At 51.4% G+C, this 12,787-nt stretch carries 15 protein-coding genes; 12 read left to right on the forward strand and 3 right to left on the reverse strand.

Annotation, left to right across the window (positions count from 1 at the left end):
• Positions 1 to 3: 3 nt before the first annotated feature.
• Genes trpCF through trpA form a run of 3 tightly spaced genes read left to right on the forward strand, consistent with a single transcriptional unit; the run spans position 4 to position 3,375 of the window.
• A complete protein-coding gene (gene trpCF / locus ACOTZC_RS06000; protein ID WP_047174182.1) occupies positions 4 to 1,362 on the forward strand; it encodes a bifunctional indole-3-glycerol-phosphate synthase TrpC/phosphoribosylanthranilate isomerase TrpF in 1,359 nt (452 codons plus the stop codon).
• Positions 1,363 to 1,372: 10 nt separating this feature from the next.
• Positions 1,373 to 2,566: a tryptophan synthase subunit beta gene (gene trpB, locus ACOTZC_RS06005; RefSeq protein WP_248162441.1), complete on the forward strand. Its 1,194-nt coding sequence runs from the start codon at positions 1,373 to 1,375 to the stop codon at positions 2,564 to 2,566.
• Positions 2,566 to 3,375, forward strand: coding sequence for a tryptophan synthase subunit alpha (gene trpA, locus ACOTZC_RS06010; protein WP_023312082.1), 810 nt, complete (start codon positions 2,566 to 2,568; stop codon positions 3,373 to 3,375). Before trpB ends, trpA begins: the two co-directional genes overlap by 1 nt.
• Before the next feature lie 185 nt (positions 3,376 to 3,560).
• Here trpA and ACOTZC_RS06015 read toward each other — a convergent pair whose 3' ends face one another.
• Positions 3,561 to 3,977, reverse strand: coding sequence for a hypothetical protein (locus ACOTZC_RS06015; RefSeq protein ID WP_421635663.1), 417 nt, complete (start codon positions 3,975 to 3,977; stop codon positions 3,561 to 3,563).
• A gap of 692 nt (positions 3,978 to 4,669) precedes the next feature.
• Here ACOTZC_RS06015 and ACOTZC_RS06020 point away from each other — a divergent pair.
• The 4 genes from ACOTZC_RS06020 to ACOTZC_RS06035 all read left to right on the forward strand — a co-directional run bounded on the left by ACOTZC_RS06020 (position 4,670) and on the right by ACOTZC_RS06035 (position 8,247).
• On the forward strand, positions 4,670 to 5,809 hold the full coding sequence (locus tag ACOTZC_RS06020; protein WP_233426921.1) for an acyltransferase family protein: 1,140 nt from the start codon (positions 4,670 to 4,672) through the stop codon (positions 5,807 to 5,809).
• Between the two features lie 531 nt (positions 5,810 to 6,340).
• Complete coding sequence (yedE, locus tag ACOTZC_RS06025) at positions 6,341 to 7,552, forward strand: selenium metabolism membrane protein YedE/FdhT (RefSeq protein ID WP_047174180.1); 1,212 nt, start codon at positions 6,341 to 6,343, stop codon at positions 7,550 to 7,552.
• Positions 7,549 to 7,782: a sulfurtransferase-like selenium metabolism protein YedF gene (yedF, locus tag ACOTZC_RS06030; RefSeq protein ID WP_045355898.1), complete on the forward strand. Its 234-nt coding sequence runs from the start codon at positions 7,549 to 7,551 to the stop codon at positions 7,780 to 7,782. Before yedE ends, yedF begins: the two co-directional genes overlap by 4 nt.
• 126 nt (positions 7,783 to 7,908) lie before the next feature.
• On the forward strand, positions 7,909 to 8,247 hold the full coding sequence (locus ACOTZC_RS06035) for a hypothetical protein (protein WP_047174179.1): 339 nt from the start codon (positions 7,909 to 7,911) through the stop codon (positions 8,245 to 8,247).
• Between the two features lie 46 nt (positions 8,248 to 8,293).
• Here ACOTZC_RS06035 and ompW read toward each other — a convergent pair whose 3' ends face one another.
• The gene (gene ompW, locus ACOTZC_RS06040) at positions 8,294 to 8,926 is read right to left on the reverse strand and encodes an outer membrane protein OmpW (protein WP_023312086.1); all 633 of its coding nucleotides are present in this window, start codon (positions 8,924 to 8,926) and stop codon (positions 8,294 to 8,296) included.
• 282 nt (positions 8,927 to 9,208) lie between these two features.
• Here ompW and ACOTZC_RS06045 point away from each other — a divergent pair, with 282 nt between their 5' ends.
• The 4 genes from ACOTZC_RS06045 to yciA all read left to right on the forward strand — a co-directional run bounded on the left by ACOTZC_RS06045 (position 9,209) and on the right by yciA (position 11,478).
• Complete coding sequence (locus ACOTZC_RS06045) at positions 9,209 to 9,613, forward strand: YkgJ family cysteine cluster protein (RefSeq protein ID WP_021240310.1); 405 nt, start codon at positions 9,209 to 9,211, stop codon at positions 9,611 to 9,613.
• A 25-nt stretch (positions 9,614 to 9,638) separates the two neighbouring features.
• Positions 9,639 to 10,382 carry a YciC family protein gene (locus ACOTZC_RS06050; protein ID WP_023312087.1) on the forward strand — a complete coding sequence of 248 codons (744 nt, stop codon included), beginning with the start codon at positions 9,639 to 9,641 and terminating at the stop codon, positions 10,380 to 10,382.
• Between the two features lie 56 nt (positions 10,383 to 10,438).
• Entirely contained in the window at positions 10,439 to 10,978 is a 540-nt protein-coding gene (locus tag ACOTZC_RS06055; protein ID WP_023312088.1) for a septation protein A, read from the forward strand.
• A gap of 104 nt (positions 10,979 to 11,082) precedes the next feature.
• Positions 11,083 to 11,478 carry an acyl-CoA thioester hydrolase YciA gene (gene yciA, locus ACOTZC_RS06060; protein WP_008502796.1) on the forward strand — a complete coding sequence of 132 codons (396 nt, stop codon included), beginning with the start codon at positions 11,083 to 11,085 and terminating at the stop codon, positions 11,476 to 11,478.
• Positions 11,479 to 11,517: 39 nt separating this feature from the next.
• Here the strand turns inward: yciA and tonB are convergent, their stop codons facing one another.
• Entirely contained in the window at positions 11,518 to 12,240 is a 723-nt protein-coding gene (gene tonB, locus ACOTZC_RS06065) for a TonB system transport protein TonB (RefSeq protein WP_248162492.1), read from the reverse strand.
• A gap of 220 nt (positions 12,241 to 12,460) precedes the next feature.
• On the opposite strand from tonB, the gene ACOTZC_RS06070 reads away from it, so the two are divergent.
• Positions 12,461 to 12,757: a YciI family protein gene (locus ACOTZC_RS06070; RefSeq protein ID WP_023327637.1), complete on the forward strand. Its 297-nt coding sequence runs from the start codon at positions 12,461 to 12,463 to the stop codon at positions 12,755 to 12,757.
• The last annotated feature ends 30 nt before the right edge of the window (positions 12,758 to 12,787 follow it).

The raw sequence follows: 12,787 nt of genomic DNA on the forward strand, positions 1-12,787 counted from the left end.
AGAATGCAGACCGTTTTAGCGAAAATCGTTGCCGATAAGGCCATCTGGGTGGAAGCCCGCAAGCAACAGCAGCCGCTTGCCAGTTTCCAGAATGACGTCGTCCCGAGCAGCCGTCGTTTCTATGACGCCCTGCGGGGTACGCGCACCGCGTTTATTCTTGAGTGCAAAAAAGCGTCCCCGTCCAAAGGCGTTATTCGTGACGATTTCGATCCGGCGCGTATTGCCGGCATTTATAAGCATCATGCTTCAGCCATCTCCGTGCTGACGGATGAGAAATATTTTCAGGGCAGCTTCGATTTTCTGCCCATCGTCAGCGGCATCGCGCCGCAGCCGATCCTGTGCAAAGACTTTATTATCGACCCGTATCAGATCTGGCTGGCGCGTTTTTACCAGGCCGACGCCTGCCTGCTGATGCTCTCGGTGCTCGACGATGAGCAGTATCGCCAGCTTTCCGCCGTGGCGCACAGCCTGAATATGGGCGTGCTGACCGAAGTGAGCAACGAAGAGGAGCTGGAGCGCGCGATTGCGCTGGAAGCCAAAGTGGTCGGCATTAACAACCGCGATCTGCGCGACCTGTCCATTGACCTTAACCGTACGCGTCAGCTGGCGCCGCGTCTGGGGTCTGGCGTCACGGTGATCAGCGAATCCGGCATTAACAGCTACGCCCAGGTGCGCGAGCTGAGCCACTTTGCCAACGGTTTCCTGATTGGCTCCGCCATGATGGAACATGACGATCTCAATGCGGCTGTGCGTCGCGTGCTGCTGGGTGAAAACAAAGTCTGCGGCTTAACCCGCGAGCAGGATGCCCATGCCGCGTATGAAGCCGGGGCGATTTATGGCGGGCTGATCTTTGTGGATTCCTCTCCTCGCGCGGTCAGCGAAGAGCAGGCGCGTAAGGTCATCGCAGCGGCTCCGCTCAGCTACGTGGGCGTTTTCCGCAATGCAGATATTGCAGACGTTGCGGCAAAAGCCGACGCGTTATCCCTGAGCGCGGTGCAGCTCCACGGCGATGAAGACCAGATCTATATCGATGCCCTGCGCGCCGCGCTGGCACCACAGGTGCAGATCTGGAAAGCGCAATGCGTTGGTGATACGTTGCCCTCGCGTAACCTGAACTACGTGGATAAATACGTCCTCGATAACGGCCAGGGCGGTACCGGCCAGCGTTTTGACTGGTCGCTGCTGAACGGCGCAAAGCTGGACAACGTCCTGCTGGCGGGTGGATTAGGCCCGGATAACTGCGTAGAAGCCGCTAAAACCGGCTGCGCAGGCCTCGATTTCAATTCAGGCGTAGAGTCCCAGCCGGGTATCAAAGATGCCAGCAAGCTGGCCTCGGTTTTTAAAACTCTGCGTGCATATTAAGGAAGAGAAGATGACGACATTACTTAACCCGTATTTTGGTGAGTTCGGCGGGATGTACGTCCCGCAAATCCTGATGCCCGCGCTGCGCCAGCTGGAAGAAGCGTTTGTCAGCGCGCAGAAAGACCCGGCGTTTCAGGCTGAATTTACCGACCTGCTGAAAAATTACGCCGGTCGTCCGACCGCGCTGACCAAATGCCGCAACCTGACGGAAGGCACCAAAACCACGCTGTATCTGAAGCGTGAAGACCTGCTGCACGGCGGCGCGCATAAAACTAACCAGGTGCTGGGTCAGGCGCTGCTTGCGAAGCGTATGGGCAAAACCGAAATCATCGCCGAAACCGGTGCGGGTCAGCACGGCGTGGCTTCTGCGCTTGCCAGCGCCCTGCTCGGTCTGAAATGCCGCATCTATATGGGAGCAAAAGACGTTGAGCGTCAGTCTCCGAACGTCTTCCGTATGCGTCTGATGGGAGCAGAAGTGATCCCGGTGCACAGCGGCTCCGCGACGTTGAAAGACGCCTGTAACGAAGCGCTGCGCGACTGGTCTGGCAGCTATGAAACCGCACACTATATGCTCGGTACCGCGGCTGGCCCGCACCCGTTCCCGACTATCGTGCGCGAATTCCAGCGCATGATCGGTGAAGAGACCAAAGCGCAGATCCTCGAAAAAGAGGGTCGCCTCCCGGATGCGGTGATCGCCTGCGTCGGCGGCGGCTCCAACGCCATCGGTATGTTCGCAGACTTTATCGACGACACCAGCGTGGGCCTGATTGGCGTCGAGCCTGCCGGTCACGGCATTGAATCGGGTGAACACGGCGCGCCGCTGAAGCATGGCCGCGTGGGGATCTACTTCGGGATGAAATCCCCGATGATGCAAACCGATGAGGGTCAGATTGAAGAGTCTTACTCTATTTCTGCCGGCCTCGACTTCCCGTCCGTCGGGCCGCAGCATGCGTATCTGAACAGCACCGGCCGCGCGGACTATGTCTCCATTACCGATGATGAAGCGCTGGAAGCCTTCAAAACGCTGTGCCGCAGCGAAGGGATCATCCCGGCGCTGGAGTCTTCGCACGCGCTGGCGCAGGCGCTGAAAATGATGAAAGAAAACCCGGAAAAAGAGCAGCTGCTGGTGGTGAACCTTTCCGGACGCGGTGACAAAGATATCTTCACCGTTCACGATATTCTGAAAGCACGAGGGGAAATCTGATGGAACGCTACGATAACGTATTTGCAGAGCTGAAATCCCGCCAGGAAGGCGCGTTCGTTCCCTTCGTCACCCTGGGCGATCCGGGCCCGGAACAGTCGCTGAAGATTATCGACACCCTGATTGAAGCCGGGGCCGACGCGCTGGAGCTGGGTATTCCGTTCTCCGATCCGCTGGCGGATGGCCCGACCATCCAGAATGCGACGCTGCGCGCGTTTGCCTCCGGCGTGACGCCAACCCAGTGCTTCGAGATGCTGGCGGCGATTCGCCAGAAGCACCCGACCATTCCGATCGGCCTGCTGATGTACGCCAACCTGGTCTTTAACCGCGGTATTGATGAGTTCTATGCCGAGTGCGCGCGCGTGGGCGTCGACTCCGTTCTGGTGGCAGACGTGCCGGTTGAGGAGTCTGCGCCATTCCGTCAGGCGGCGATGCGCCATAACGTCGCCCCGATTTTCATCTGCCCGCCGAACGCCGATGACGAACTGCTGCGCCAGATTGCCTCTTACGGACGCGGGTATACCTACCTGCTCTCCCGCGCGGGCGTGACCGGTGCCGAGAATAAAGCCGCCCTGCCGCTGCATCATCTGGTGGAGAAGCTGGCCGAGTACCATGCCGCGCCTCCGCTGCAGGGGTTCGGGATTTCATCTCCGGATCAGGTCACCGCAGCGATTGACGCGAAGGCGGCTGGTGCCATCTCCGGCTCCGCGATTGTGAAGATCATCGAAAAGAACGTGGACAAGCCCGAGCAGATGCTGGCCGAGCTGAAAGCGTTTGTGACCGCAATGAAAGCGGCGACGCGTAAAGCATAACCCTTCCACCGTCTGGCTTCCTGCCAGACGGTTCATTTCTTTTAATTTCCCGAAAAATCTAATTTCAGCGTTAATAGTAATTGTAATCAATAGCACGCTTAATTACGCATTTTACTGCTTTGCCAAGATTTGCTAAGAGTAGATAGACCTATTTAACAATGATTGGCTAGTTACATTATCATCTATTAGCCAATTACCTGCAGGGCACTTTTCATGGTAATGTTTTTATTGCTAATTTCTCTGGCGGCCTCTTTTAGCGCGATGTTCATCGCTACCGTTGTGACTGGCTTTGCATATCCTTTCACGCGATTTGATTTACTTTGAAAAACATAGACATCTTGCGGGTTAGATGCCTTTCTTTGCTTAAATAACTGACGCAGTATCTTGCACAATCTAATTGGTCGCGACTCAAATCTTGGGGTTGCCGCGAGATGCAATATGTCATCTTTGATGTCGCTATACCTTATGTTTATAACTCGGCAACTTTCAGCACGTAAAAAAAATAACGTTAACCATAAGTCACCCCACGTCTTTGAAATCCGGAATAACCTCTGGTGGATAACCATGAATTCATCAGTAGTTATAGAGTCAGTTTTCGCCATTGAAAACACCAACATGCAATTCAAGCATGACTTAACATAACATTAACTATTTAAATATTAATTCAACACCTGTGCAATCGCCTCCCGAAGTCGCACGTGCGCTGGATAAGCAATTCGGGATGGTACATTATCACGACGAGCCCGGCATGAAGATCATTCAGATGAGCGAAGGCGATGAGCAATTACATCTTGATCCTTTGTTCTGAAGCGACGCCCCGTCGAGTAAGAGTGGAAAAAGAAGATGGCTGGAAAAAAACTTACTTCATTCACCTAGCAGACGATCAGCCAACTTTCATTAAAGTGATCTACAGCACTCCGTTCGTGCGAGGCGAGCAAGTAAAAGATTTATCGTTGTGATGCCTGCAACAGAACAAGGGGCCGGCCGATACTCACTACCTATGGCCATGAGTATCGCTATCTGACGCAGCAAGGAAATGCTTGAACTAGAACGTAGACTCAAAAGAAGCTGACGAGCTCGCAGCCAGCGGTGCAATAGCCACTGACCAATTCTTATGACGCACTGTTATGTACGGTGTTGGGAATGTTAAGAACCGAGGGGCTAAATGATCGTCAAATTCTATTAAAGATGAACAAATTATGTTGCCTCGACGATAGCAAGAAGCAATGATAGAATGGTTTCTGGGTCAGGTAAAGCCCTACTATTCTTTCTATATTGATATCCGTAAGGTTTGATGATGGATTTATATTTTTCGATTTGCCTGGTTTTAACATGCTTAGTGTTGGCAATACTGATTTTTAGCCTACCTCTATTTAAATTTATAGATGAAGATACTGATCCGGCAAGGTCAAACAGCATTGATGGAATTAGATTTATACTCGCTTCGTTTGTAATATTTCATCATATGGACTGTGCTTATACATATATAACAAAAGGCAATTGGGCCCCCACATCAGACTTGTTGCTTTATATGGGGAAATATGGGGTTGCTTTATTTTTCATGATTACGGCTTTCTTGTTTTGGGGGAAAATTAGAAAAGCAGATGTAGTAAATTGGGTTGATTTATATAAAAAACGCCTCTACAGAATTGCTCCTCTATCAATATTTTGCTCTTTAGTTGCTCTATTTTTACTTTTCTTACTAACCGAACGGAGGGAGTTTTCTATTGGTGTATTAACAGATGCGCTCTCTTGGTTTGATGTTGGACTTTGGAATGACAAACCCCCTGTTACTACATTCCAGTATTCTTTTATGGCTCTGGCTGGGGTGACGTGGACTCTGCGTTGGGAGTGGATTTTTTACTTTTCTCTTCCGCTATTATATATGTTCAAAAAATGGTCATTCGAATTAACCATTTCTCTTTTTGCGTTCTCCTTGTATTTTCTTCCAGGATTTACGAATGATGCATATTTGTGGGCATATTTTTTGGCTGGAATGTTATGCAGTGAAATAAAGGACAGGATAATTATAAGCAAAAAAATGGCTAATGTCATATTGGCAGTCATGATACTTATAATCATATTAGCGCAGCCCAACCTTTACGGCTCACCCGAGAAAATATTCCTCTGTGTTATGTTCTTTTCTGTGGTTTCAGGTGCGAATCTTTTTGGATTATTGATTACCAAAGCAGCTATTCGACTTGGCGCAATAAGCTATAGCTTATATTTAACTCAAGGTCTAATTTTATTCCCTGTGATCATTCATTTACAAACAAAGAATAAATTAGAATTAAACATACATACTTTTATTATTTTGACTCTGTCCTATTTAGCAATATGCATTCTCTCTTCATTTACCTATCATTTTATCGAGAGACCTTTTATAAAGAAAGTTATTTTCAGCAAAGTTAACAACAAAATATATGGCAAATGATTACTTCCGGCGCGTAAGTGCCGGAAGTTAATCTCTTGGCTTTTATTTAAAATACTTTTGCACACAGTATTTCATGGGTGGTTTTCTCGCTGTATTTATAGTCATGACGGTATACTATCAGCAGCCTTTGTGAAAGCCTCTCTGGTGTTAATCCCGTTTTCAAGAATCGATATTTATTATCCTGTTTTTGTCCAGTCTTATCACAAACCTATAGACGGTGTCGTGATCTTCACTTACGAAAGAATTTTCCTCAATTCGTTACATGCAGAAACCAATTAATTAGTGGGAAATATCTCAAACATATACCACTACTGGAGTATACAAGAAATTCGTTGTGAGCAATGGAGCAAGCTTGCTTTATGAATTGGGGATTATGATGGTGTGCAGTGAATTGCAGGATTTAATGACTAAGGTCATAAAAAGAGGCGGTATTTTGGAGAAAAGGTTTGGAGAGGTTTTGAGGCAAACGAAAAAGATATATATTCCAGTCCGTTAAATTCACTTACACCTTCTGAGTTCAGAGGCTTATTCATGTCATGGCACGCCTTCAAACAGACTTACCTGGTTAAGTTCTGGTCACCAGTCCCGGCCGTTATCGCGGCAGGCATTCTCTCTACCTACTATTTCGGCATCACCGGCACCTTCTGGGCCGTGACCGGCGAGTTCACCCGCTGGGGTGGTCAATTGCTACAGCTCGCTGGCGTGCATACCGAAGAGTGGGGTTACTTTCAACTCATTCATCTGGACGGCACGCCGCTCACCCGCATCGACGGGATGATGATCGTCGGCATGTTCGGCGGCTGTTTCGCGGCGGCGCTGTGGGCAAACAACGTTAAGTTGCGGATGCCCAAAAGCCGCATTCGCATAATGCAGGCGGTGGTCGGCGGTATCATTGCCGGGTTTGGCGCCCGCCTGGCGATGGGCTGTAACCTGGCCGCTTTCTTTACGGGGATTCCTCAGTTTTCACTTCACGCCTGGTTCTTTGCTGTCGCCACGGCCATCGGCTCTTACTTTGGCGCAAAATTCACCCTGCTGCCGCTGTTCCGCATTCCGGTGAAAATGACAAAAGTCAGCGCAGCGTCTCCGTTAACCCAGAAGCCAGACCAGGCGCGTCGCCGTTTCCGCCTCGGTATGCTGATCTTTTTTGCTATGGTCGCCTGGGCGCTTTGCACTGCGATGAATCAGCCCAAACTCGGCCTGGCGATGCTGTTCGGCGTGGTTTTTGGTCTGCTCATTGAACGCGCGCAGATATGCTTTACCTCCGCGTTTCGCGATATGTGGATCACCGGCCGTACGATGATGGCAAAGGCGATTATCGCCGGGATGGCGGTCAGCGCCATCGGTATCTTCAGCTATGTTCAGCTCGGCGTCGAACCGAAAATCATGTGGGCCGGTCCTAACGCGGTCATTGGCGGCCTGCTGTTTGGCTTCGGGATCGTGCTGGCTGGCGGGTGTGAAACCGGCTGGATGTACCGCGCCGTTGAAGGTCAGGTGCATTACTGGTGGGTGGGCCTGGGAAATGTTATCGGCTCGACGATCCTGGCGTACTTCTGGGACGATCTGTCTCCGGCGCTTGCCACGAGTTGGGACAAGGTAAACCTGTTGAACACCTTCGGGCCTCTCGGCGGCCTGCTGGTCACCTACGCCCTGCTGCTGGTCGCTTTTTTACTGGTTGTCGCGCAGGAGAAACGCTTCTTCCGTCGCGCGAGTGTTAAAACAGAAACCCAGGAGAATGCTGCATGAAAGAGATCGTGCCCGATTACCGTCTGGATATGGTCGGTGAACCCTGCCCTTATCCGGCTGTTGCCACGCTTGAAGCCCTACCGCAGCTCAAAAGAGGGGAAATTCTGGAAGTGGTCAGCGACTGTCCGCAGTCCATCAACAACATTCCGCTGGATGCGAAAAACCACGGCTACACGGTGCTGGATATCCAGCAGGATGGCCCGACCATTCGCTATTTGATTCAAAAATGATCGCTAAGGGCCTCGCGAGGGGCCTTTATCGTATTGAATTATAAGACATCTTGATCCACGGCAAAAACGCGTTTTTTGACTTAAGTAAAATCTCACTTCCCTTTTGAAGGAGGTTTTCGCGGTTTGATGTATTTACGAGCTTTACTGGTTTTCGCCTTATTGATTCCCTTCCATGCGCTGTCCCTGAATTTCTCTTCTACCTTCCTGCGCCTTAATTGTCCGCAAAGAGGACTTGTCGAGGTCATTCTGCACGTTTATGACCATACCCAGGAACGATGGCACGGCCATTTTGAAACCGGCGCGGGACATAAACGTGCAGGTGATACCGAAATCATCCCGTTTGCCAACGGCGATATTCTCTTTCATTCCCTGTCCAGCGACGCTTTCAGCTATTTATATGATGGAGAAAATATCCTGAGGCACTGCGTAAAGCTTGATGAGCGGCCGGTTTATCCGTCGTTTTGAAGTGAGCAAAGCAAACTGGCCACCCTGTGGCCAGTTTGACGGGGGATTAGAAACGATAACCCGCAGAGAACATAAACACCCACGGATCCAGGCGAGTATTGATACTTTGCTGCTGACCGCCCGCTTTGAAGCGTACGTCCGTATCAATATCCATGTACCAGACCGAGGCGTTAATCAGCCAGTCGCGGTTAATCAGATAATCCAGACCGACCTGCCCCGCCATACCCCATGAATCTTTCAGGCTGAGGTCAGTCAGACCGGCCTCTTTACCGGTATCGTTAAACTTCTCGTCGAAGAAAGTGGTGTAGTTCACACCGGCGCCAATATAAGGACGCACCTTGCTGCTGGCATCACCAAAGTACCATTGCGCCATCAGCGTTGGCGGTAAATGGTGAACCGTAGCGATATCACCGGTTGCGCCCAGACCTACGCGATGACGGAACGGCGTTGCAGCCAGAAGCTCAACACCAACGTTTTCCGTCGCCATATAGGTGAACGTTAACCCTAACTGGGTGTTATTACTGACGTTAAAACCGCCCATACCCAGCACGTTATCCGATCCTTCAGTCGGGCGAACCGTAGCCGAACCGGCACGAATAAAGAATTCGCCTGCTTCATGCGCATACGCGCCGCCAGAGAGACTGCTTAATACAAGGGCTGCCACCGCTAATTTTTTCATATCCGCTCCATCGTTGTGGTTTTAATCGCGGATGAGAATATACTCACAAATGAGTAATAAGTGATCTGCTACAGATCACATTAAAACCAGTAACTTAACATTCATTGATCTGGATTAATTTTTTGTTACGCATCCAAAAGTGATAAGTTGTTTCCATGTCAATTTTTGGCATTTCACGGTTACAAAATTTTCCCTTTTCCCCCTCTTGCTCTTCCTCTGGCGGCTGGATAATTTATCGCTCTCACAAGTTGATTTGATGCGTTCTTCTTTAGCAGGTGTGCCATGAGTGATATCAACCCGTGCATGACGTGCGGAGCCTGTTGTGCGTATTTTCGAGTCTCTTTCTACTGGGCCGAAGCCAGCGATGGCGGCGGTACCGTTCCGGTTCATCTCACAGAGCCGCTAACGCCTTTTCTGCGCTGCATGAGCGGCACAAACCAAAAGCAGGCCCGCTGCGTGGCGCTACAGGGCGAGCCCGGGGTCTCTACCAGGTGTTCCATCTATGAGGATCGGCCCAGCCCGTGCCGGGAATTTGCCATGTCGGGGGAGGATGGGCAGGTCAACGAAGCCTGCAATCGCGCCCGGGCGCGCGTTGGATTACCGCCGCTTTACAAAGATATGCTTTTCCATACAAGCCTTGATGCTGCCACAGCAGGTGCATCCGGTGTACAATTGCCGGCTAATTAACACCTGCAATACTCAAGGAGAGTGCATGTCTATCACGGCGAAGTCTGTCTACCGTGACACGGGAAACTTTTTCCGCAATCAGTTCATAACCTTTTTACTGATCGCGTTGCTATGTGCCTTTATCACGGTGGTGCTGGGCCATGCCTTCTCACCGAGTGATGAACAGATTGCCAGCCTGAGCCAGGGCGACCACCTTGCCGGAAGCGTGGGGCTGTTTGAACTGGTGCAAAACATGACGCCGGAGCAGCAGCAGATTCTGCTGCGGGCGTCTGCCGCGTCAACGTTCTCAGGCCTGATTGGTAATGCGGTTCTGGCGGGCGGCGTTTTGCTGATGATTCAGCTGGTCTCGGCGGGTCACCGGGTCAGCGCCTTACGGGCGATTGGTGCGAGTGCGCCAGTCTTACCTAAGCTGTTTATCCTGATCTTTTTAACCACCATGCTGGTGCAAATGGGGATTATGCTGGTCGTGGTGCCGGGTGTTTTACTGGCTATCGTGCTTTCATTTGCGCCTGTGATGGTGGTGCAGGATAAGATGGGGATTTTTACCGCGATGCGCAGCAGCATCAGACTGGCATGGGCGAATATGCGTCTGGTGGCTCCCGCCGTGATCGGCTGGCTGCTCGCCAAAACGCTCCTGCTGTTGTTTGCACCGAATTTTGCGGTATTAACGCCGAACGTTGGCGCGGTAGTGGCGAATACGCTGAGCAATCTGATTTCAGCGGTACTGCTGGTCTATCTGTTCCGCCTGTATATGTTAATTCGTCAGTAATCCTGAGGCGGGCGGCATCGCTGCCACCCGCCCCGTTCAGAAGATGGAATCACAGAATGAAGCAGTTTCTTGATTTTTTACCGCTCGTGGTCTTTTTTGCTTTTTATAAGCTGTATGACATTTATGCCGCGACCACTGCGCTGATCGTTGCAACGGCTGTTGTTCTGATCTACAGCTGGGTTCGCTATCGTAAAGTCGAAAAGATGGCGCTGATAACGTTCGTCCTGGTCGCCGTGTTCGGCGGGCTTACGCTGTTCTTCCACAATGATGAATTTATTAAGTGGAAAGTGACCGTTATTTACGCGTTGTTTGCGGGCGCATTGTTAATCAGCCAGTGGGTCATGAAAAAACCGCTGATCCAGCGCATGCTGGGCAAAGAGCTGACGCTGCCTCAGGAAGTCTGGTCCCGTTTGAATATCGCCTGGGCGGTCTTCTTTATTCTCTGTGGTCTTGCCAATATCTATATCGCCTTCTGGCTGCCGCAGAATATATGGGTCAACTTCAAGGTCTTTGGCCTGACTGCGCTGACCCTTATCTTCACGCTTTTAAGCGGCGTATACATCTATCGCCACATGCCGCAGGACGACAAGCACTGATTAATGACTGACCAGAACGTCAACGACAGGCGTTCTGGTCTATTCTCTCCACTGTAAAATCATAGTAGCATCCCGCCTGAAGTCTTCCGTTACGAGTTAAAACAATGACAACAACTAACGCCCCGCAGGGCGAACTGGTTTTACGCACACTGGCAATGCCCGCTGACACCAATGCCAATGGCGATATTTTTGGCGGCTGGCTGATGTCGCAGATGGATATGGGCGGCGCAATTCTGGCAAAAGAGATTGCCCACGGGCGCGTGGTGACTGTGCGAGTGGACGGCATGACCTTCCTGCGCCCGGTTGCGGTGGGAGATGTGGTTTGCTGCTACGCGCGCTGCGTCAAACGCGGCAACACCTCTATTTCAATCAACATCGAAGTATGGGTTAAGAAAGTCTCTTCTGAACCTATTGGGCAGCGTTATAAGGCCACCGAAGCGCTGTTTATTTATGTTGCAGTGGACAGCGAGGGCAAACCTCGTCAACTTCCGCAGGCCTGATTGACAGGCATAAAAAAAGCCTCCATCAGGAGGCTTTTTTTATTCCATTTGCGCCCCGCCATTCAGGCGGAAAACTATATTCACAATCAGTCCGTTGCCCGGTTTCCCGGCCTCATAGCGCCATCTGCGCATCGCCGATTTCACTTCGCGCTCAAACATATTAGAAGGCTGAGCGGACAAGATTTCCACGTTATCCACGCGGCCATCGGCAGTAACGTCAAATTTAACCCTTACGCGGCCTTCAATACGCAAGGCCTGCGCTCGCGCCGGATACTGAGGCTGGTTGCGACTCAGCGCGCGCGGACCCGCAGGGGCACTGATTGTCGGCTTAGGCGCGGCTGCGGTGTTATTCATCACCGGACGCGAAGGCGCCGCATTCTCCACCGTCTGGGTCGCGCGCGGTTCAACCGGACGTTCCTCGCGTTTCGGACGCTCCTCGACCTTCTTCACCGGCTTTGGCTTCGGCTTAGATTTTGGCTTCGGTTCAGGTTTGTGGATCACTACCGGGGCTTCCTTCGGTGGCTCCGGAACGGGCTCGGGTTCTGGCTCAGGCTCTGCCACCGGCTGCGGCGGCGGAGGGGCAACCTGCGGCGGCTCGAGATCCGCTGGCGATACCATCGTCACCGAAATCGGCTGCGCGGGCGCGGGCATTTCAATAACCTGATGAACCGAGGTATACAGCAAACCCGCCACAACGGCACCGTGAATCACGACAGAAAGCAGTGTCGGCCAGGGAAAGCGGCGAGGTAAATCAAGGGTCATCGAAGTCATATTCATCAACGTTAAAAAACCGAACCATGATTTTAAATGCAAATAGCAATCATATTCAATAAGACACTATGCTCTGGCGCAACTTTAGCGCCTGAGAGGCCAAAAAAGGCGCATTCAGATCAGGGTATTAACATTGTTTTTATTTTACATTGCAGTCGTTTGCCCTTTCACATAACGTAACTGACACTTTTACCGGTTAAGGAGCTTCGCCGTGTTTTACGTAATTTACTCTGAAGATGTTGCTGATTCGCTCGAAAAACGCCAGTCTGTACGCCCTGCGCATCTGGCACGTTTGCAGCTGCTCCAGGATGAAGGCCGATTACTGACCGCTGGCCCCATGCCCGCAGTCGACAGCAACGATCCGGGTGCTGCCGGTTTTGCCGGCTCCACGGTTATTGCTGAATTTGAATCCCAGGAAGCCGCTCAGGCCTGGGCTGATGCAGACCCGTACGTTGCAGCGGGTGTGTATGCAAAAGTGACGGTGAGGCCGTACAAAAAAGTGTTCTGATACCGAAGCGGCTCCGAAAGGAGCCTTTTT

Source organism: Enterobacter cloacae complex sp. SHL009, assembly GCF_049237205.1.
In the GTDB taxonomy this organism is placed as follows: domain Bacteria; phylum Pseudomonadota; class Gammaproteobacteria; order Enterobacterales; family Enterobacteriaceae; genus Enterobacter; species Enterobacter cloacae_M.